The 18,730-nt window shown below is 26.7% G+C and carries 24 protein-coding genes and 1 pseudogene; 17 read left to right on the top strand and 8 right to left on the bottom strand.

Features of this window, described 5'->3' with window-relative positions; genetic code table 11:
* Positions 1-164: 164 nt before the first annotated feature.
* The 5 genes from ACTTBM_RS05665 to dnaQ are packed head-to-tail and all read left to right on the top strand — an operon-like array spanning position 165 to position 3,585.
* Positions 165-992, top strand: coding sequence for a pyruvate, water dikinase regulatory protein (locus tag ACTTBM_RS05665; protein ID WP_440635072.1), 828 nt, complete (start codon positions 165-167; stop codon positions 990-992).
* Positions 982-1,569: a Maf family protein gene (locus ACTTBM_RS05660; protein WP_440635071.1), complete on the top strand. Its 588-nt coding sequence runs from the start codon at positions 982-984 to the stop codon at positions 1,567-1,569. The genes ACTTBM_RS05665 and ACTTBM_RS05660 overlap by 11 nt, the downstream gene beginning before the upstream one ends.
* Positions 1,566-2,360 (top strand): shikimate dehydrogenase, encoded by a 795-nt coding sequence (gene aroE, locus ACTTBM_RS05655; RefSeq protein WP_440635070.1) that lies wholly within the window; start codon positions 1,566-1,568, stop codon positions 2,358-2,360. The genes ACTTBM_RS05660 and aroE overlap by 4 nt, the downstream gene beginning before the upstream one ends.
* Positions 2,353-2,922 carry a dephospho-CoA kinase gene (coaE, locus tag ACTTBM_RS05650; RefSeq protein ID WP_440635069.1) on the top strand — a complete coding sequence of 190 codons (570 nt, stop codon included), beginning with the start codon at positions 2,353-2,355 and terminating at the stop codon, positions 2,920-2,922. The genes aroE and coaE overlap by 8 nt, the downstream gene beginning before the upstream one ends.
* A complete protein-coding gene (dnaQ, locus tag ACTTBM_RS05645; protein WP_440635068.1) occupies positions 2,923-3,585 on the top strand; it encodes a DNA polymerase III subunit epsilon in 663 nt (220 codons plus the stop codon).
* Here the strand turns inward: dnaQ and ACTTBM_RS05640 are convergent.
* Both ACTTBM_RS05640 and ACTTBM_RS05635 read right to left on the bottom strand, forming a co-directional pair.
* The gene (locus ACTTBM_RS05640; RefSeq protein WP_440635067.1) at positions 3,578-4,000 is read right to left on the bottom strand and encodes a protein-export chaperone SecB; all 423 of its coding nucleotides are present in this window, start codon (positions 3,998-4,000) and stop codon (positions 3,578-3,580) included. The genes dnaQ and ACTTBM_RS05640 overlap by 8 nt on opposite strands.
* A complete protein-coding gene (locus ACTTBM_RS05635) occupies positions 3,990-4,409 on the bottom strand; it encodes an FxsA family protein (RefSeq protein WP_440635066.1) in 420 nt (139 codons plus the stop codon). Before ACTTBM_RS05635 ends, ACTTBM_RS05640 begins: the two co-directional genes overlap by 11 nt.
* 58 nt (positions 4,410-4,467) lie before the next feature.
* Here ACTTBM_RS05635 and ACTTBM_RS05630 point away from each other — a divergent pair, with 58 nt between their 5' ends.
* The 3 genes from ACTTBM_RS05630 to ACTTBM_RS05620 are packed head-to-tail and all read left to right on the top strand — an operon-like array spanning position 4,468 to position 6,320.
* Positions 4,468-5,064 carry a Tim44/TimA family putative adaptor protein gene (locus ACTTBM_RS05630; RefSeq protein WP_440635065.1) on the top strand — a complete coding sequence of 199 codons (597 nt, stop codon included), beginning with the start codon at positions 4,468-4,470 and terminating at the stop codon, positions 5,062-5,064.
* Positions 5,065-5,484, top strand: coding sequence for a Smr/MutS family protein (locus ACTTBM_RS05625; protein WP_440635064.1), 420 nt, complete (start codon positions 5,065-5,067; stop codon positions 5,482-5,484).
* Positions 5,481-6,320, top strand: a complete 840-nt coding sequence (locus ACTTBM_RS05620) for a sulfotransferase domain-containing protein (protein ID WP_440635063.1) — start codon at positions 5,481-5,483, stop codon at positions 6,318-6,320. The genes ACTTBM_RS05625 and ACTTBM_RS05620 overlap by 4 nt, the downstream gene beginning before the upstream one ends.
* Positions 6,321-6,322: 2 nt before the next feature.
* On the opposite strand, the gene hslU is transcribed toward ACTTBM_RS05620, so the two are convergent.
* Both hslU and hslV read right to left on the bottom strand, forming a co-directional pair.
* Complete coding sequence (gene hslU / locus ACTTBM_RS05615) at positions 6,323-7,696, bottom strand: ATP-dependent protease ATPase subunit HslU (RefSeq protein WP_440635062.1); 1,374 nt, start codon at positions 7,694-7,696, stop codon at positions 6,323-6,325.
* Positions 7,696-8,211, bottom strand: a complete 516-nt coding sequence (gene hslV, locus ACTTBM_RS05610) for an ATP-dependent protease subunit HslV (RefSeq protein WP_440635061.1) — start codon at positions 8,209-8,211, stop codon at positions 7,696-7,698. Before hslV ends, hslU begins: the two co-directional genes overlap by 1 nt.
* A gap of 89 nt (positions 8,212-8,300) precedes the next feature.
* Here hslV and hisB point away from each other — a divergent pair, with 89 nt between their 5' ends.
* From hisB to ACTTBM_RS05575, 7 genes are read left to right on the top strand one after another with little or no spacing between them, the layout of a single operon-like run.
* Positions 8,301-8,891, top strand: coding sequence for an imidazoleglycerol-phosphate dehydratase HisB (hisB, locus tag ACTTBM_RS05605; RefSeq protein ID WP_440635060.1), 591 nt, complete (start codon positions 8,301-8,303; stop codon positions 8,889-8,891).
* Between the two features lie 5 nt (positions 8,892-8,896).
* Positions 8,897-9,523: an imidazole glycerol phosphate synthase subunit HisH gene (gene hisH / locus ACTTBM_RS05600; RefSeq protein ID WP_440635059.1), complete on the top strand. Its 627-nt coding sequence runs from the start codon at positions 8,897-8,899 to the stop codon at positions 9,521-9,523.
* On the top strand, positions 9,523-10,248 hold the full coding sequence (hisA, locus tag ACTTBM_RS05595) for a 1-(5-phosphoribosyl)-5-[(5-phosphoribosylamino)methylideneamino]imidazole-4-carboxamide isomerase (protein ID WP_440635058.1): 726 nt from the start codon (positions 9,523-9,525) through the stop codon (positions 10,246-10,248). The genes hisH and hisA overlap by 1 nt, the downstream gene beginning before the upstream one ends.
* On the top strand, positions 10,241-10,996 hold the full coding sequence (hisF, locus tag ACTTBM_RS05590; protein WP_440635057.1) for an imidazole glycerol phosphate synthase subunit HisF: 756 nt from the start codon (positions 10,241-10,243) through the stop codon (positions 10,994-10,996). Before hisA ends, hisF begins: the two co-directional genes overlap by 8 nt.
* A 1-nt stretch (position 10,997) precedes the next feature.
* Positions 10,998-11,270 (top strand): phosphoribosyl-ATP diphosphatase, encoded by a 273-nt coding sequence (gene hisE, locus ACTTBM_RS05585; RefSeq protein ID WP_440635056.1) that lies wholly within the window; start codon positions 10,998-11,000, stop codon positions 11,268-11,270.
* Positions 11,267-11,632 (top strand): HIT domain-containing protein, encoded by a 366-nt coding sequence (locus ACTTBM_RS05580; protein ID WP_440635055.1) that lies wholly within the window; start codon positions 11,267-11,269, stop codon positions 11,630-11,632. Before hisE ends, ACTTBM_RS05580 begins: the two co-directional genes overlap by 4 nt.
* Positions 11,629-12,132 carry a GNAT family N-acetyltransferase gene (locus ACTTBM_RS05575; protein WP_440635054.1) on the top strand — a complete coding sequence of 168 codons (504 nt, stop codon included), beginning with the start codon at positions 11,629-11,631 and terminating at the stop codon, positions 12,130-12,132. The genes ACTTBM_RS05580 and ACTTBM_RS05575 overlap by 4 nt, the downstream gene beginning before the upstream one ends.
* Here ACTTBM_RS05575 and ACTTBM_RS05570 read toward each other — a convergent pair.
* Positions 12,129-12,674 carry a LolA family protein gene (locus tag ACTTBM_RS05570; RefSeq protein ID WP_440635053.1) on the bottom strand — a complete coding sequence of 182 codons (546 nt, stop codon included), beginning with the start codon at positions 12,672-12,674 and terminating at the stop codon, positions 12,129-12,131. The genes ACTTBM_RS05575 and ACTTBM_RS05570 overlap by 4 nt on opposite strands.
* Positions 12,674-14,758 (bottom strand): DNA translocase FtsK, encoded by a 2,085-nt coding sequence (locus ACTTBM_RS05565; RefSeq protein ID WP_440635052.1) that lies wholly within the window; start codon positions 14,756-14,758, stop codon positions 12,674-12,676. The genes ACTTBM_RS05570 and ACTTBM_RS05565 overlap by 1 nt, the downstream gene beginning before the upstream one ends.
* Positions 14,759-14,820: 62 nt before the next feature.
* Here ACTTBM_RS05565 and ACTTBM_RS05560 point away from each other — a divergent pair, with 62 nt between their 5' ends.
* On the top strand, positions 14,821-15,897 hold the full coding sequence (locus ACTTBM_RS05560) for a ubiquinone biosynthesis protein UbiB (RefSeq protein WP_440635051.1): 1,077 nt from the start codon (positions 14,821-14,823) through the stop codon (positions 15,895-15,897).
* Here the strand turns inward: ACTTBM_RS05560 and ACTTBM_RS05555 are convergent, their stop codons facing one another.
* The gene (locus tag ACTTBM_RS05555; protein ID WP_440635050.1) at positions 15,898-16,542 is read right to left on the bottom strand and encodes an LON peptidase substrate-binding domain-containing protein; all 645 of its coding nucleotides are present in this window, start codon (positions 16,540-16,542) and stop codon (positions 15,898-15,900) included.
* Between the two features lie 35 nt (positions 16,543-16,577).
* Between ACTTBM_RS05555 and ACTTBM_RS05550 the strand changes: the two genes are divergently transcribed.
* Positions 16,578-17,954, top strand: a complete 1,377-nt coding sequence (locus ACTTBM_RS05550; protein ID WP_440635049.1) for a tetratricopeptide repeat-containing sulfotransferase family protein — start codon at positions 16,578-16,580, stop codon at positions 17,952-17,954.
* A gap of 7 nt (positions 17,955-17,961) precedes the next feature.
* Here the strand turns inward: ACTTBM_RS05550 and ACTTBM_RS05545 are convergent.
* Positions 17,962-18,730, bottom strand: a pseudogene (locus ACTTBM_RS05545) (hypothetical protein); the annotation flags it as partial.

The following is an 18,730-nucleotide window of genomic DNA, read 5'->3' as shown; positions in this document are numbered from 1 at the left end:
TATTGTGAAAAATGAAGCTTTTTTAGATTATCTCAATTTTTGTGGATTGTTTTATCTTATTTATTATTATTGTTAATAAAAGTCAGGTTTTACAGACGTTATTGGAGAAATTTTAAATTGTATAATTTAATCTAAATAATACAGAGTTTATTAACAACTTATTTATGAATAATACATATCAAATTTATTTAATCTCTGACTCAACTGGAGAAACTTTAGATAGAATATTCTTGGCTCTTAAAGCACAATTTTTAAACATAGAATATAAAGTTAATTCTTATTCATTTACAAGAACAGAAAATCAAATTTTAAAAATTTTAGAAGATGCAAAAAAAAATGAAAACTCAATTATCTTGTATACGATTGTAGATAATAATCTCGCTAAGTATTTAGCCAACGAAAGTGAAAGTAAAAAGATACCTTGTTTCGGAGTATTAGGTAATTTAATATTAAATTTTTCTAAAATTTTAAATCAGAAAGCCACACACGAACCAAGTGGACAACATGTTTTAAATGATGAGTATTATGATAGAATTGAAGCAATACAATTTACCATGAATCATGATGATGGTAATTTAATAAGTGAAGTTGAAAAATCTGATATTATTCTTGTTGGAGTTAGTAGAACTAGTAAAACACCAACATCTATCTATCTTGCCAACAAAGGTTATAAAACTTCAAATATTCCTTTAGTAAATGAAAATTCTTTGCCAGAAAAACTAAAACAAAATCCTGGTATAACTTGTGTTGTTGGATTAAGCACAGAGCCCGAGAGACTTGCGGACCTCAGAAAAAATAGAATGAATTCTTTGAGAGAAACAGAAAGTATAGATTATACAAACCTAGAAAGTATAAAAAAAGAAGTTCTTCAAGCAAAGAAAACATTTCAAAAATATAAATGGCCATTAATAGATGTAACAAGGAAATCAGTCGAGGAGACCGCTGCTTCTATAATTAAAATACACGAAATATATTCAAACAATGCTAAATAAAATTATTCTAGCGTCAAAAAGCAAAATTAGAAAAGATATTTTAGATAAACACAATATACAAAATACTGTGGAACCTTCAAACGTTGATGAAGATATTGTAAAATTATCTTTACTTAAAGAAAATGCTAGTCCAGAAATTATTTCAAAAAATTTAGCAGAGTTAAAAGCAAACAAAGTTAGTGCTAAAATTCAAGACAAGATAGTGCTAGGTGCAGATAGTGTTATTGACTTAAATGGAGAGTTAATTTCAAAACCCAACAGTAGAAAAGAGGCAATGGAAATATTAAAGAAACTTAACGGTAAAATGCACTTTTTAATAAGCTCTGTCTGTATTTCAAAAAATGGTTCAATGATTTGGAACTACACAGATAAAGCAGCCTTAACAATGAAAAGTTTTTCAGATTTAGAATTAGCAAAATATTTATCTAAGATATCAGATGAAAATCTTTACGCCTATAATGTTTATCAAATTGAAGGAGAGGGTAGAAATTTATTCAATAGTATAAAAGGAGATGAAGATACAATAATGGGCTTGCCTATAAAAAAAATTAAAGAGTACTTAAATTTACAAAAATGAAAAAATATTTTGTAATTGGAAACCCAATTAATCACTCTTTGTCACCAAAATTACACAACCATTGGTTAAAACAAAATAATATTAATGCAGTTTATGAAAAAATTAAACTTGAAGAAAATGAAATTGAAAATTTTTTACTTAAAATTAAAAATCAAGAAATAAATGGTTGCAATGTAACTGTGCCATTCAAAAAAACAGTAATTCCCTTCTTGGACAAACTAAGTTCGGAAGCAAAACAAACACAATCTGTTAACACAATTAGTTTCCATAACAATAATTTAATTGGTCATAACACAGACGTTGCTGGTTTTGAAAAAGCTATGATTAAGTTAAATTATGAAGTTCAAGACAAAAAAATTTTAATTTTAGGTGCTGGTGGAGTTGTTCCATCAATAATTTATGTTTTAGATAAAATGAAAGCATCAAAAATAATAATAAGCAATAGAACCATGAAGAAAGCCGAAGATTTAAAATCTCAATTTGATAAAATTAGCATTGTGAAGTGGGGCGAGGCGCCTGACTTTGATATAATTATTAATGCGACTAGTTTAGGTTTAAATAATGAATCTATTGATTTAGATTCTTCTAATATTGGTCAAGGTAAGTTGTTTTACGATGTTATTTATAATCCTAATGAAACCAACTTTTTAAAATTAGGAAAAAAATTAGGAAATCAAATAGAAAATGGTAAATTAATGTTTATTTATCAAGCTCTCGAAGCATTCAAATTATGGCACAATGTTGAACCAAATGTAAATAACAAAGTACTTAATTTATTAGATAATGATTAGAATAGGTATAGTCGGCGATATTGGGTCTGGAAAATCATTCGTAGCAAATAATTTTGGATATCCAGTTTTTAATGCGGATCATGAAGTTTCAAAATTATATAATCAAGACAAAAAAATATATTCTAAATTAAAAAAAAAATTACCTAAATATATTTATACTTTTCCGATAAACAAAAATGAAATTACAAAAGCAATATTAGCAAATAAAAATAATCTTAAAAAAATAATAGATATTGTTCATAAAGAAATAAGAAAAAAATTAAAAATTTTTTTAAATAAGAACAAAAATAAAAAACTCGTTATCTTAGATATACCCTTGCTAATTGAAAATAAAATTTTTAACAAAAAAGATATATTGATCTACGTAGATTCTAAAAGAAAAGATATTGATAGAAAAATTAAAAGAAGGCCTAATTTTAATATTAAAGTTATAAATATGTTTAGAAAAATTCAGCTAAAACCAAGTTATAAAAGAAAAAAGTCTCATTTTTTAATTAAAAATACTTTTACAGAAAAGCCTGTTAAAAAACGAATAAAAGAAATTTTAAAAGAAATTTTATAAATGAAAGAAATAATTCTAGACACAGAAACTACAGGTATATCAGTAAAAGATGGACACAGGATTGTAGAGATTGGTTGTATAGAATTAGATAATTTAATCATAACCCAAAATAAATTTCATTGCTATCTCAATCCTGAAAGGAAGGTTTCTGAAAAAGCTTTTGAAATACATGGATACTCTGATGATTTTTTATCACAGCAAAAAAAATTCAGTGAAATTGCAGATGAATTCTTAGAATTTATCAAAGATAAAAGACTAATTATTCACAATGCAGAATTTGATCTAGCGCATTTAAATAATGAATTAAAGATTTTTGGCAAAGATAAAATTAATAACGAAATTGTTGATACATTAACATTAGCAAGAGAAAAATATCCAGGATCACAGGTAAATTTGGATGCCTTATGTAAAAAATATAGAATCGACAATTCGAGAAGAACATATCACAACGCATTATTAGATTGTGATTTATTAGCAAAAGTTTACATCAATCTACTTGATCAAAAAGAACCAACATTAGATTTTAAGCAAAATTCACAAATAGAAGAGCATCAAAACAATAAATTAGAATATTACAAAAAGATAATTTCACCTACACCTGAAGAATTGAAAAAACATAAAGAGTACTTAAAAAACAATTTAAAAAAAAATTACTTTAGTTAAATCTCTGTTTGTACAAATTTTCAAAATCAACTTTTTTCTCAAATTTTATATTTGGATAACCGGAATTATGTAATAAATCTAATAAGGATTTTTCTAAATCAGGATAAATTTCTGTTTGAACGTCACATAAAATAATTTTTTCCAATTCTTTCTTATCTGTAATTTCACTATTTAGCTTTATTATTGTTGAATAGATTATCTCAAAGTATGATTTTTTTTTGCTTTGCTCTTTATCTTCAAATTTAAAAGTAGTGTGAATTTCTATCATATTATTTTTTAGAGCTTTAGAATTTATATCAATACCCAATTGATATTTTTCTATTCTATCTCTAACAAACAAATATGTTTCTAGATCTGGTGTTTCACTAGATGAATCTTTTATATATTTTCCTAATATTTTATATTTATCTGTCATTGCGGTCGTCTATATCTTCAAATTCTCCATCTATAAAATTATTTTTATTGTTTTTTTTGTATGAGAACTTTTTTAAAAATTTATTTACAATAATCTTTCTTGTAGTAGGAAAAATTAATAAAAATCCCAAAACATCTGTTGCAAAACCCGGAATAATTAACAGTAAGGCCGCGAATGCAATTGCAGCACCTGAAATTATCTCGTAAGCCGGGGTTTCTTGTTTACTTAACTGAGAGAAACCAGCTTTTAAAGTGTTTAAACCCTCATATCTAGCATAATAAACTCCAACAATAGCAGTAATAAAAATTAATAATATTGTTGTGATTGCTCCAATTTGAGCTCCAATTTTAATAAAAAGGTATATTTCAATAACTGGTATAGCAATTACTAAAAATAAAATTAGGTTCATTTTGTCTTTATTTAAATTGCCGGTTGAAATTAATCAATAGAGTAATTACTATCTAACTATGAATTATAGTTTTGAATATATCGATATCATATTACTTGCAATGATAGCAGGATTCATTTTTTTAAGACTAAGAGGCATTTTAGGAAAAAGAAGTGGTTATGAAGGTAAATCTTCACCACAATTTCAAGAAGTACTAAATAAAATTAAAGTTGATAGTCAAAAAAAACCTAGTGATAAATTTGATGATGAAGCTCAAAAAGAATTTTTAAAAGGAGCAAAAATTGCTTATGAAACAATTATCACAGATTTTAGTGATAATGATAACAAAATTACAAACGCAAAACCTCTATTAAATAAAGATATATATGATCAGTTTGATGATGCATTAAAAAATAGAGCCAAAAGAGGGCATTACGCAGAAATTACTTTTATAGGTGTTAACAAAGCAGAGATTAAAGAACATAAAAAGAATGGAAACATACTGAATGTAACAGTCGATTTTATAGCTGAGGTAATCACTTGTATTAGAGATAAAGAAAAAAAAATAGTTTCAGGAGATCCTGAAAAAATTAAAAAGATCTATGATACTTGGGTTTTTTCAAGAGATACAACCTCTGTAAATCCAAATTGGCAACTCGTCAATATATTAACTTAGTTGAACGATCAAATTTCAGACAAAGATAAAAAAGATTGGCAAGCTTTTATTTCAGGTAAAGACAAAGTTCACAATAAGGATTTTAGACCACAAACTGAAAATATTTTAAAATCAAAGTCCATTGATCTCCATGGATATACTCTTGAACAAGCAAATATCGCTGTAGAAAAATTTATATTAGAAGCATTTGAAAATAATATTAGTAAATTAATTATTGTTACCGGCAAAGGTATTCATTCTGATGTTGATAAAGACCCTTATGTATCTAAAGATTTAAGTATTTTAAAATATTCAGTTCCAGAATTTATTAATAATAATAAAAGTTTAATGAAAATTATAAATGATATTCGGGATGCTGACATTAAAGATGGTGGTAGTGGTGCTTTTTATATATATTTAAAAAAGAATAAGAATAAATGATAATTTGGCTCGCTTCTTATCCAAAAAGTGGAAATACATTGATGAGATCAATCTTGTCATCTTATTTCTACTCAAAAGATGGAAACTTTGAATTTAAAAACCTAAACCAAATTAAACAATTTCCAATGAGTGTTGATTTCATGTCTCTAGGTATAGATATTGAAAATGATAAAGAGGTGTTTAAAAATTTTATCAACGTTCAAAAATTTATAAATGAAAAAAAAAGGAGTTTGAGTTTTTTTAAAACACATAGTTCATTGGTTAAAATGTATGATTGTGATTTTACTAACCTAGAAAATTCTTTAGCAGCAATATATATTGTAAGAGACCCCAGAAATGTTGTTACTTCTTTCGCTAATCATAATGGAATAAGCGTTGATGAAGCTACTGATATAATTTTAGATCAAAATATGTTTACAGACAAATCATCAAATATATGTAAAGTTTTAGTTGGTTCTTGGGCATCTAATTATAATAGCTGGAAAGAATTTAAAAAAAAAAATAAATATATTTTAATTAAATATGAGGATTTAATTTCAAAAAAAAAAACTGTTTTAATTAGAGTATTTAAATTTTTAAATCAGGTTGGCTTCAGTCATAATTTAAATATTATTAAACTAAATAAGGCTATTAAAACTACAGAATTTAACCTAATGAAGTCAAAAGAAGAGAAAGAAAGTTTTTCTGAAGCTTTACCCGACAAAGAGACTGGTAAAAGGAGGGTCTTTTTTAATTTAGGACCTAAAAATGATTGGAGAAAAATTCTTGATAAAAAGAATATAGAAAAAATTGAGAAACATTTTAAAGATGAGATGTTAGAACTTGGCTATTTGTAATTTTAAAGGATGAATTTAGATAGGTCAGTATCTTTAACTAAGTTGTCTAAATTTTTATCAATATAATTTTTATCAATTATAATTTTTTCCCCAGCTCTATCAGTTGCTGTAAAACTGATATCATCTAATATTTTTTCAATAATAGTATGTAGCCTTCTCGCACCAATATTTTCAACAGTTGCATTTACTTCAGATGCAATATTTGCAATTGTGTCAATGCCATCTTCAGAAAATTCAAGTTCTACATTTTCGGTCTTTAAAAGAGCTACATATTGTTTTATTAAACTGTAGTCTGGTTCTTTTAAAATTCTTTTAAAATCTTCGCTAGTTAAAGCTTCTAGTTCAACTCTTATAGGCAATCGTCCCTGTAATTCAGGAAGTAAATCAGATGGTTTTGCAAGTTGAAAAGCACCAGAAGCAATAAATAAAATATGATCTGTTTTTATTGGACCATGTTTTGTATTAACTGTTGTTCCCTCAATGAGTGGCAACAAATCTCTTTGGACTCCTTCTCTAGATACATCACCACCAACTCGATCAGTTCTTGCAGAAATTTTATCTATTTCATCTAAAAACACTATTCCATTGTTTTCAGTTGAAAGCTTTGCAGCTTTAATGATTTTATCTTGCTCAATTAGTTTATCAGATTCATCATTAATTAATATTTCATGAGATTCTTTAACTGTCATTTTTTTCTTTTTTTCTTTGTTTCCCATTGATTTTCCAATCATTTCTCCAATATTAATCATTCCAACGTTGGCGCCTGGCATTCCTGGGATTTCAAACGATGTACCATTCGAACCACTGTCGCTTACAGCTATTTCTATTTCATTGTCATCTAAGTCACCATTTCTTAGTCTTTTTCTAAAACTTTCTCTTGTTGCAAGGCTTGCTTTTTTTCCTACTAAGGCATCTAATACTTTCTCCTCGGCAGCTTTTTGAGCTTTAGTAAAAACTTCCTTTCTTTTTTTTACTTTTTCCATTGCAATTGCTATTTCAATTAAATCTCTAACTATTTGCTCAACATCTCTCCCAACATAACCAACTTCTGTAAATCTTGTTGCCTCTACTTTAACAAAAGGAGCTTCAGCAAGTTTTGATAGTCTTCTAGATATTTCCGTTTTTCCAACCCCAGTTGGTCCGATCATTAAGATATTTTTTGGCAAAACTTCATTTTTCATTTCACCTTTCAAGGCTTGTCTTCTCCATCTATTTCTTAATGCAACAGCGACAGCTTTTTTCGCTTTATTTTGTCCAACTACAAAACGATCTAATTCTGAAACTATTTCCCTTGGAGAGAGAGCACTTACCAAAGAAGCTTCTTCTTTTTGAGATTTTTCTTTTGGATGCAAAGGTGTTACGTTTGAATTATCCATTATATTTTTTCAATTTTTACATTTTCATTTGTAAAAACACAAATATCTGCTGCAACCTTAATTGCTTTTTTTGCAATTTCTTCTGCTGATAAATTACCTTCCATTAAAACTTTTCCTGCTGCTAAAGCATAATTTCCACCAGAACCTATTCCTATTACATCACCTTCAGGCTCTAAAACATCTCCAGTTCCAGAAATTATATAACTATTATCTTTATCACCTACAGCCATTAATGCTTCTAATCTTCTTAAATATTTATCTGTTCGCCAATCTTTTGCTAGCTCAACAGCAGCTCTAGATAAATTGCCCGCATGTTTTTCTAATTTTCCCTCTAATCTTTCAAATAAAGTTAGAGCATCAGCAGTTGATCCCGCAAATCCTGCAACTACATCTCTTTTTTCAATTTTTCTAACTTTTGAAGCAGTGCTTTTTACAACAGTATTTCCCATGCTTACTTGACCGTCACCAGCAACTACAACCTCATTATTTTTTCTAACTAGTACAATTGTTGTCATGACTAATAAATGGTAACTATTTTTGATACTTCAAGTATCTACACTAATATTGATATAGTTGAATTAAGTATGTATACCATTTAAATTATATGGCTAGAAAAGGAAAAGTATCTCGAAAAACAAAAGAAACCAGTATCAATGTTGAATTAAACATTGATGGTAAAGGCAAATACCATATTAATACTGGAATAGGTTTTTTAGATCATATGCTTGAACAATTATCAAAGCATTCTCTAATTGATTTGAAAGTAAAAGCAAAAGGAGACACTCATATTGATCTTCACCACACAACAGAAGATACAGGAATTGCAATTGGTGAAGCTTTAAAAAAAGCTGCAAATAAATTTGTAGGTATCAAAAGATATGCACACAGAGTTATTCCTATGGATGAAACATTAACCAGAGTTGCAATAGATGTTTCAAACAGACCTTATTTAATTTGGAAAGTAAAATTAAAAGTTGAGAAACTTGGTGAGATGGATACAGAACTGTTTAAGGAATGGTTCCAGGCATTTTCACAGGCTGCAGGTATTACAATGCATGTTGAAAATATTTATGGTGATAACAGCCACCACATTATTGAGTCCTGTTATAAAGCATTAGCAAGATCATTAAGAGAGGCATTAGAGATGGACCCTAGAAGCAAAAAAAGTATTCCATCAACTAAAGGCTCATTATAAGTTTAATGAACGTCACTATTGTTGATTATAATTCGGGCAATATAAGCTCGGTAATAAACTCATTTAAGGAAGTTGCCAAAAATAAGGTAAAAATTAAAGTAACGTCAGATTTAAACAACATTAAATCTTCTGATAAAGTAGTTTTGCCAGGCCAGGGTTCGTTTAAAAGTTGTGTTGATGCACTTGATAATATTAATGGCTTGGTAGATGTATTAAACGAATTCGCAATAATTAATAAAAAACCACTTCTAGGAATTTGTGTTGGTTTACAAATGTTTGCGGACATTGGTTTTGAAGAAACGGAAACAAAAGGACTCGGTTGGATTTCAGGAAAAGTATCAAAAATAGACAATCAAAATGGAAAATATAAACTTCCACATATTGGTTGGAATCAACTAAATATTATTAAAGATAGTAAAATTTTTAAAGGTATAGAAAATAATTCTCACATGTATTTTGTTCATAGTTATGAATTTGTGCCAGAAGATAAAAATGTGATTTCCGCAACAACTGATTATTCTTCAAATATTGTTTGCTCTGTAGAGAAAGAAAATATTTTTGGAACTCAGTTTCACCCTGAAAAGAGTGATAAAATTGGGCTTAAAATTATTCATAATTTTATAAATTTATAATGAAGATATTTCCAGCAATAGACATTAAAGATAAAAAATGTGTGAGGTTAATAAAAGGAGACTTTGGCAATAAAACTGAATATAAAATGTCTCCACTTGAACAAGCGGGGAAATACAAAGACCATGGTTTTAAAAATTTACATATAGTTGATTTAGACGGAGCTTTAACTGGTGAAACAATTAATTTAGATATTATTGAGAAAATAGTTAATAAATATGATCTTAAAATTGAAATTGGTGGAGGTATTAGAAATTTTAAGAGTATCCAGAAATATACTGATGCTGGTGTTGAAAAAGTTATTTTAGGAAGTGCTGCAATTAAAGATAAAAACTTTTTAAAACAAGCTTGTGAAAAATTTCCAAAAAAAATTGCATTAGGCTTAGATGCTAAAGATGGCTATCTATCTGTTTCAGGTTGGAAAGAAAATTCAAATCAATTAACTTTAGATTACCTAAAAGAAGTTAACGAATATGGTGCAAGCAGATTAATTTATACCGATATTAACAGAGATGGGATGAAGCAAAGTCCTAATTTTGAGGAAACAGCAAGGGTAGCTGATATTTCTAGTTGTCCAGTTATTGTATCAGGCGGAGTTTCGTCGATAGATGATATTAAAAAAGCAAAGGAATTAAATAATAAAAACATTGAAGGTATTATAGTTGGAAAAGCTATTTACGATGGTGATATTAAATTGGATGAATTAGCAAAGGAAATAGATGCTTAAGAATAGAATAATACCTTGTTTAGATGTCAAAAATGGTCGTGTAGTTAAAGGTATTAATTTTGTCGATTTAAAAGATGCGGGTGATCCCGTTGAACAGGCCAAAATTTACTCCGATGGAGGAGCAGATGAAATTTGTTTCTTAGATATAACTGCATCAAATGAAAATAGAGATACAATTTACGATGTTGTAGAGAAAACTTCAAAAAAATGCTTTGTTCCACTAACTGTTGGGGGAGGTGTTAGGAGTGTTGATGATATAAATAAATTACTTAATTGTGGAGCAGATAAAGTTTCTATTAATACTGCAGCGGTTCAAAATTCTGAGGTAGTAGTTGAGAGCTCAAAAAAATTTGGTTCACAATGCATTGTTGTTGCTATTGATGCTAAAAAAAATGCTGACAAATGGGAAGTTTTTACCCATGGTGGAAGAAACAACACTGGAATAGATGCAATAGAATTTGCATCAAAAATGGAAAGTAGTGGAGCAGGTGAGCTATTGGTAACATCAATGGATAGAGATGGTACTCAAGTAGGTTATGATATTGAGCTTATGTCTAAAATTTCATCTAAGGTAAATATTCCTGTCATTGCATCAGGCGGGGTTGGGAATCTGGATCATTTAGTTGATGGAATTAGATTGGGAAATGCCAGTGCAGTCTTAGCAGCATCAATATTTCATTATGGCAAACACTCTGTAAAAGAGGCGAAGGAATATTTGGATTCAAAGGGAATACCTGTTAGAATTTAATATGCTTAATACATTAGAAAATTTAATTAAACTTGCAAGAGAGAGAAAAACTAATCCAGTTGAAGGTTCTTATACAAACAAATTACTTACAGATAAATCTCTCAGCAAAGCAAAAGTCTTAGAAGAAATTTATGAATTAATTGAAGCTATAGAAGAAAATACAAACAAAATACATGAAGCAGCTGACGTATTTTACCATTTATTAATGTATTTAGAAGCTAATGATGTGAAAATTGAAGAAGTAATGGAAGAATTAGAAAAAAGGAAAAAATGAGCTACGATGACAATAATATTTTTGCTAAAATTTTACGTGGAGAGGTACCTTGCAATAAAATTTACGAAGATGATTTTGTTTTGTCGTTTCATGATATTAATCCACAAAAGAAAGTTCATGCTCTAGTAATTCCTAAGGGAAAATATATAGATCTTGACGATTTTAGTATGAATGCATCATCAGAAGAGATGGTGGGCCTTTTGAAAGGTATTAACATAGTTGCAAAAAAGCTTGGTATTTCAACAGAAATAGGCCAAGGTTATAGAGCACTAGCTAATATTAGTGAACATGGTGGTCAAGAGGTCCCTCATTTGCATTTTCATTTATTTGGTGGTGAACGTGTTGGAAAAATGGTCGAGTGACAGAAGAAGTTAAAAGAAATTATCTAGAAATAAACTCATTGCATGATTTAAAAGATGGCGAACCACCTTCAGAAGATTATCAAGTTAAATTGATTGATCCGACTGATTTTCAGTTAAATAAATTTTTTTATAAAAATATAGGTAAAAAACATAAATGGATTGATAGATTAATATGGACAGAAGAGCAGTGGATCAAATACGTATCTAACAAAAATGTTAAAACATTTGTATTAAAAAATAAAAAAGATTTAGTTGGTTTTTTTGAATTAATTATTCATTCTGAAAAGAAAGAAGTGGAAATAGCATATTTTGGAATATTAGAAGAATACCAAAATAAAAAATTAGGCTCATTTTTATTATCGGATGCTATTAAAAAATCATTTCAACAAAACGTAGAGAGAGTTTGGCTTCATACCTGTTCTCTTGACCATAAAAATGCACTAAATAATTATCTATCTAGAGGAATGAAAATATTTAAATCAGAAATTGTTAAAATTTAATTTTGAAGAGGAGTTTTAAATATTTTTTCGTCAACAATTTGATTTAATTTAACTGAATAAAGAAGTGTGACAGTAATATTTTGATAAATATCCTTAGTTTGCCAGCCAATTAAATTATAATTATTTATATCAAAAAAAATCTCTATTGATTGATTATTTTCATTTATTGTAAACTTAATCAGAGAATTATTAATAATTTCTTCATTTAATTCGGCTATTTTTTTTAATAAAAAATTTTTATCTAAAATAAAATTTAATGGTGTTTTATTCAATGGATATCTGTAATAGCTCGAAGTAGATTTTACAATTAAAGATTTTCCATTTGAAACTATAACTTTGTTTTTTTGATCATACGCACAAAACATTTTTTTTGGATATTGAATTGTACAGTTTCCAAACTCAATTTTTCCATTTATATCTTGTTCAAAATCAAAATTTAAATTTGAAGTATTTTTTAATTTATTAATTATTTGATCTTTATTATTTGCATTTGCTTCACTAGATAAACTAATTAGACAAACTAAAAGCAGGACTCTCAACATTAAAGAACGTCTCTTTTACCCACATGATTTGCTTTGCTAACAATTCCATCAGCTTCCATCATGTCAATTATTCTTGCAGCTCTGTTGTAACCAATTTGAAGTTTTCTCTGTAAAAATGAGGTAGAAGCTTTTCCCTCAGATCTAATTATTTCAACAGCTTGTTGATATAATTCATCTTTATCTCCTTGATCTGTGTTTGATCCTAACTCCTTTTCGTCTGCAAAATTCAAGATTTCATCAATATAATCTGGTTCTGCTTGTGATCTTAAAAAATTATTTATTTTTTCTATTTCATTATCTGAAACAAACGGAGCATGAATTCTTACTATTCGATTAGCAGATGACATATAAAGCATGTCTCCCTTTCCTAATAATTGTTCTGCTCCTTGTTCACCTAGAATTGTTCTACTATCTATTTTTGAAGTTACTTGAAAAGATATTCGTGTTGGAAAATTTGCTTTAATTGTACCTGTTATCACATCAACACTAGGTCTTTGCGTAGCCATAATAATATGAATCCCAGCAGCTCTAGCCATTTGAGATAATTTTTGAATATAGTTCTCTATCTCTTTACCTGCAACTAACATTAAATCTGACATTTCATCTACCACCACCACTATGTAGGGCATAGGTAGTTTGTGCTTGGCATTGTAACCATCAATATTTCTAACTCCTTCTTTTGTCATCAACCTGTATCTACTCTCCATTTCTTTTACTACCCAACCAAGAACTGATGCAGCTTTTTTAGCTTCAGTTATTACCGGGCAAAGTAAGTGTGGTATGCCTTCATATGTTGAAAGCTCAAGCATTTTTGGATCAATCAGTATAAACTTACATCTTTCAGGTGTGTGTCTGTAAAGAAGAGATAAAATAATTGTATTAATGCAAACAGATTTTCCTGATCCTGTTGTTCCAGCAATTAGCAAGTGAGGCATAGAGGATAGATCTCCTACAATAGGTTTCCCAGAAATATTTTTGCCAAGAGCTATTGGTAATTTTATTTCTTTCTTTTTAAAATCTAAGTTATTTATAATTTCACTGAGATAAACATTTTCTCTTGAATTATTTGGTAATTCAATTCCCACGGTATTGCTGCCTGGAATAGTTGAAATTCTAGCAGATTCAGAGCTAGTATTTCTAGCAATATCATCTGATAAATTTATAATTTTTGAAACTTTTACCCCAGCAGCTGGCTCAAATTCATTGAGTGTTACAACTGGACCATGACTTACTTTCTGAATTTCACCTTTAACTCCAAAGTCCATTAGAATTTTTTCTAAAAACTTAGGGTCATTTGTTTCATCTTTATTTGAGTTTTCTCGTTCTTTCTTAGTTGGAGCTTTTAATAATTCAATTTTTGGTAATTGAAACTTGTTTTTAGAATTTGATTTATTCTCTGCTTTAATGAATGGTAAGTCCTCTTGTATTAAGTTTTTAATTTCCTCTTGGGGAATATATTCACTTATAAGTTCACTTTTATCTGTATATGATCTATTTTCTTTTTTAAAAAAAAACTGAATAATTTTTATTAAAGAATTATAAAATTTAATAGGGTGAAAATTTACACTTAATAAAAATAAAGCAATTATCAGTATAATTAAAACATAATAAATTAATGTTTCATTTATAAGAATTATTGAGTTTAAAAAAGTTTGTCCAAAATATTCTCCAACAAAGCCTCCGTTACCATTTATGTAAAGTGTAAAAGCATCAGAATAAAAATAGTTTAAAAATAATGTTCCAATTATAGTATACAATATTGATATAAAAGTATTTTCAATTATTAAAAAAAATTCTTTCAACCGAAATATATTGATTCCAGTAATTATGTATGTGAAAGAAATTAGATAAGCAATGAAGCCAAAAGATTGAAAAAAAAGATCTGAAATGAAACTTCCGTGAAAACCTAATAAATTTTTAATTTTAGTATCTTTAGGAAAAATAAAGTTAGGGTCATCTGGTGAATATGAAAAAAGAGCAATAAATAAAAGAATGCCAGCAGAGAAAATTGTGATTCCAAATATTTCTGCTAGTCGTTTTAAAGTAAAATTAAGTAATAAATTAGCTATTTTTTTAATGTCCATTTATACAAATCAATTATACCACTTTGTATCATCTAATTTTTGTTGTTAAAATTAAAAATAATATGAAGATTTGTATAATAGGAAGTGGACTAACTAGTTTAGCTTTAGCAAAAGCTTTAGTTAATCAAAATATACATGTTGATATTTTAAGAGATAAAAAAAAACAAAAAATTGATCAATCTAGGACTATAGGTATTACAAAAAGTAATGTTGGATATTTTAATAATAATATAGTCAATATTGATAAAATAATTTGGAAATTAAATAAAATAGAAATTCTTTCTGACAAACTAAATAAAGAAAAATTATTGGAGTTTCAAAATAATAATCAAGAACTTTTTTCAATGGTCAGAAGTTTTGATCTATATAATATTTTAGAAAAAAGTTTAAAAGGAAATAAACTTTTTAGGATACAAAATAAAATAAATCTAACAAATATTCAGAACGAATATAATCTTCTGATAAATTTAAATTTTACAAATTTAATTACAAAAAAATTTTTTAGTAAAAAAATTATCAAAAAATATAAAAGCTTAGCTTACACTTTAATACTAGAACATGAGAAAATTGATAATAAAATTGCTAGACAAGTATTTACAAAAATTGGACCTTTAGCATTTTTACCTATTTCTAATAAAGAAACTTCTGTTGTTTATTCTATAAAAAATATTGCTAAAATTAAAAAAGAAAATTTATTAGAACTTATAAACTTACATAATCCAAAATATAAAATTAAAAAAATTAAAAAAATATCTTCATTTGAATTATTCTCTGCAAGTTTAAGAAATTATTATCATGAAAATATTCTAGCTTTTGGTGAATTAACTCACAAAATACACCCTTTGGCTGGACAAGGTTTTAATATGACTATTAGAGATATAAAAATATTATTAGAGATAATTAAAAATAAAATAGATCTTGGATTACCATTAAATATTTCTGTTAATCAAGAATTTCAAAAAAATACAAAGCATAAAAATTTTATTTTTTCAAATGGAATTGACTTTATTTATGAATTTTTTAACTACGAAAGTAAGACTAAAAATAATTTTTTTATCAATTCTTTAAAATACTTAGCAAGGAAAAATTCTATAAATAACATACTAAAAAAAATAGCAGATACAGGTTTGAATTATTGATTATTGAATGGTGTTATTCTCATAGATATCGTGAGTATATGTTTTTAATATCTCAGCAATTTTATTTTTTCTAATATCTAAATTTTGTGCTTCTAATAAAACTTGTTTTTCCTCTAGAGAAAAAGGTGATGCCATAGCCAAAGCGTTTATTGTTTCGTCTAAACTTTGTTTTTCTAAAGCCTTCCAATTAATTATAAATCCTTTCTTTTCAAATAATGATTTAAGGTCCTTAAAAATTAACTCTAAATCAGAAAACTTTAGATCTTCTTTTTGGCCTTTTAAATCGTCTAAATAATCGTCATATTTTACCTCTAAAATTCTATATTTAGTAACACTCTGTAATTCTTGAATATTTTTAAATCTTATTAATCCTTTTAATTCAATTAAATATCTACCGTCTTCAGTCTCTCTAAAGCTAGTTATTTTACCAACACACCCAACATCGTGAAGTGCTGGAATATTTTTTTCGGTACTTGAGGATCTGGGCTGTATCATTCCTATTATTTTATTTGATTTCATTGAGTCATTTATCATGTCAATGTAACGAGGTTCAAAAATATTTAAAGGAACAGTTGTTTTTGGAAAAATGATAAAGTTACTCAATGGAAAAACAGGTATTTTTTTAGGTAAATCTTTATCTTTCATATTTAATAATGTATTAGTAATTTTTTAATATAGCAATGAATACTAATGTCCAATTGGATTTTCAAAAAAGCTTAAATTTTATTAAAAAAAAAGAATATAAAAACGCTTTAGAAACTTTATTAAATTTAAAAAAAAAAAATTCAAGAAACCCTAATGTACTATTTTATTTAGGACTAATATATGCTGAGACCAACAATATTGAAAAAAGCATTTTTTTTTATGAACAACTTTTAAAAGATCAGCCAAACTCACTAAATGCACTTTATAATCTAGCAGGTGTTAAACAGTTTTTAGGTGAAATTAAGCCAGCAAAAGAAATTTATCTAAAACTAAAAGAACTAGACAAAGATAGTGTGAAACCGTTTTATGGCCTCTTTACTTTAGACCCAGAATATTTAAGTGAAAAAGACTACGAAATAATAAAAGATATTAGAGAAAAAAAGATGCCTTCTTTATATGATTTTGGAGTAATTAATTTTCTTTTATCAAAAAAAGAAAAAAAAAAGAAAAATATTATAAATGAATTTGAATTACTAAAAAGTTTTCACACAAGTGTTTTTGATTCAAAATATCAATATAATATGAGTGCGAGATTTTATTATAATCAGATCATAAATAATAATTATGACAAGATTAAATTTATTAATAATTATGAAAATACTTCAAAATCTGATTTTATGCCAATTTTTATAGTTGGGTTACCAAGATCAGGATCTACACTTATAGAGTCAATATTAAAATCAAGCAAAGAAAATATAAAATCATTAGGTGAATGTAATATAATTAATGCATCAGTGTTAGAACAAATAGGTCCAAAAATTTATAATAAGGATTTTAATATTAAAAATTTTCAATTTGAAATTGATCAAGATGAATTTAAAAAGAGAGCATTATTTAGATATTCACAAATAAATATTGATGATAATCCAAATATAACTTTTATCGATAAATCATTAGAAAATATTTTTAATGTGGAGATTATTATAAACTCATTTCCAAATGCTAAATTTTTATATACGTACAGAAATTTTTATGACTCTGTTTTTTCAATTTATCAATCAATGTTACCAGAGCTTGCTTGGACAAATTCAATTAAAGATATTTTAGATTATATGGATAGTTCCATGAAGGCTATGAATTATTTTAAAAAAAAATATTCACAAAATATATTAGAAATAAATCTTGAAGAATTTTCACAATCAGCTGAGCAATTTACAAAGAAAATTTATGATTTCTGTAATCTCACTTGGAATAATAAATCATTAGAATTTTATAAAAGAAAAGACTTGTTCACAAAAACCTTAAGTTTTTCACAAGTAAGAAGTCCAGTAAAAAGCTATAACTCTGATAAATATAAAGATTACCATTATTTAATTAATGATTATAAAAAAAGCTATGATTGGTTAAAATAAATTTTAATCAATCCGAATGAAGTTCTTTTTTCCTGAAATCAATTTGTTTTTCAATTATTTTTTCAAAAATTGGAAAACTAAGTTCATCATCTAAAATTCTGTCTGAGTATTTATCTCCAATTTTCTTTGCGTATATAATCCAATTTTTTATAACTAAAATATCATATAGATTTAGTACTCTTAAAGTTTTACCAAAAAATTTTACATCTTGCTTTTCTCTGGCTGGAATTCTTTTATCAATAATATTTTCTTTTTCTATCCATTGTTTGTCATATTCAAGTTCCTGTTTTCCATGAAAATTAATCTTTTTATATTTTGGATAACTTTTGTAAAATTCTGAACAGCCATGTTTTATTTCAATTTGAAATTTTGATATATTTTTATTATTTAATATTAAATTTATTTCTTTCAAAATTGTTTGAGCTTCTTCTAATCCTTTACAGTAAATAAATCCCTTATAGTTTACTTTTATAGTTGCTCTTGTTTCGACCATACATTTCCTAATATTATTATTTTTAAGATTTATATTTTTAAAAACAAAATATAATTTAATCAGATCAATTACATTGAATAGGCTTACTTGAATTTTATAACAAGAGAAGCAATATTTTGGAATAATATTAAATTCATTAAATACCTTAAAATGTCTATTACAATTTAGATTTTTTGAGTTTTGTAATATTATTTGGGTTTCATCTATATAGAAATTTTTTTGAAAGTTGTTAATGATTTTATTGCTCTCTGTTAAAATATTTTTAATATTTTTTATATTATAT

It is taken from the genome of Candidatus Pelagibacter sp. HIMB1746 (assembly GCF_052047555.1).
Classification (GTDB): domain Bacteria; phylum Pseudomonadota; class Alphaproteobacteria; order Pelagibacterales; family Pelagibacteraceae; genus Pelagibacter.
The sequence above is the reverse complement of the archived record's forward strand: the minus strand, read 5'-3'. Positions and strand labels throughout refer to the sequence as shown.

Excerpts from the sequence above, each read along its gene's own strand:
- ACTTBM_RS05630 (WP_440635065.1), top strand. The coding sequence starts at position 4,468 with ATGAATTATAGTTTTGAATATATCGATATCATATTACTTGCAATGATA.
- hisE (WP_440635056.1), top strand. The coding sequence starts at position 10,998 with ATGCTTAATACATTAGAAAATTTAATTAAACTTGCAAGAGAGAGAAAA.
- ACTTBM_RS05560 (WP_440635051.1), top strand. The coding sequence starts at position 14,821 with ATGAAGATTTGTATAATAGGAAGTGGACTAACTAGTTTAGCTTTAGCA.
- aroE (WP_440635070.1), top strand. The coding sequence starts at position 1,566 with ATGAAAAAATATTTTGTAATTGGAAACCCAATTAATCACTCTTTGTCA.
- ACTTBM_RS05660 (WP_440635071.1), top strand. The coding sequence starts at position 982 with ATGCTAAATAAAATTATTCTAGCGTCAAAAAGCAAAATTAGAAAAGAT.
- ACTTBM_RS05635 (WP_440635066.1), bottom strand. The coding sequence starts at position 4,409 with ATGAACCTAATTTTATTTTTAGTAATTGCTATACCAGTTATTGAAATA.
- ACTTBM_RS05665 (WP_440635072.1), top strand. The coding sequence starts at position 165 with ATGAATAATACATATCAAATTTATTTAATCTCTGACTCAACTGGAGAA.
- coaE (WP_440635069.1), top strand. The coding sequence starts at position 2,353 with ATGATTAGAATAGGTATAGTCGGCGATATTGGGTCTGGAAAATCATTC.
- ACTTBM_RS05640 (WP_440635067.1), bottom strand. The coding sequence starts at position 4,000 with ATGACAGATAAATATAAAATATTAGGAAAATATATAAAAGATTCATCT.
- ACTTBM_RS05555 (WP_440635050.1), bottom strand. The coding sequence starts at position 16,542 with ATGAAAGATAAAGATTTACCTAAAAAAATACCTGTTTTTCCATTGAGT.
- hisA (WP_440635058.1), top strand. The coding sequence starts at position 9,523 with ATGAAGATATTTCCAGCAATAGACATTAAAGATAAAAAATGTGTGAGG.
- ACTTBM_RS05620 (WP_440635063.1), top strand. The coding sequence starts at position 5,481 with ATGATAATTTGGCTCGCTTCTTATCCAAAAAGTGGAAATACATTGATG.
- hslU (WP_440635062.1), bottom strand. The coding sequence starts at position 7,696 with ATGGATAATTCAAACGTAACACCTTTGCATCCAAAAGAAAAATCTCAA.
- dnaQ (WP_440635068.1), top strand. The coding sequence starts at position 2,923 with ATGAAAGAAATAATTCTAGACACAGAAACTACAGGTATATCAGTAAAA.
- hslV (WP_440635061.1), bottom strand. The coding sequence starts at position 8,211 with ATGACAACAATTGTACTAGTTAGAAAAAATAATGAGGTTGTAGTTGCT.
- ACTTBM_RS05570 (WP_440635053.1), bottom strand. The coding sequence starts at position 12,674 with ATGTTGAGAGTCCTGCTTTTAGTTTGTCTAATTAGTTTATCTAGTGAA.
- ACTTBM_RS05565 (WP_440635052.1), bottom strand. The coding sequence starts at position 14,758 with ATGGACATTAAAAAAATAGCTAATTTATTACTTAATTTTACTTTAAAA.
- hisH (WP_440635059.1), top strand. The coding sequence starts at position 8,897 with ATGAACGTCACTATTGTTGATTATAATTCGGGCAATATAAGCTCGGTA.
- ACTTBM_RS05580 (WP_440635055.1), top strand. The coding sequence starts at position 11,267 with ATGAGCTACGATGACAATAATATTTTTGCTAAAATTTTACGTGGAGAG.
- hisB (WP_440635060.1), top strand. The coding sequence starts at position 8,301 with ATGGCTAGAAAAGGAAAAGTATCTCGAAAAACAAAAGAAACCAGTATC.
- hisF (WP_440635057.1), top strand. The coding sequence starts at position 10,241 with ATGCTTAAGAATAGAATAATACCTTGTTTAGATGTCAAAAATGGTCGT.
- ACTTBM_RS05550 (WP_440635049.1), top strand. The coding sequence starts at position 16,578 with ATGAATACTAATGTCCAATTGGATTTTCAAAAAAGCTTAAATTTTATT.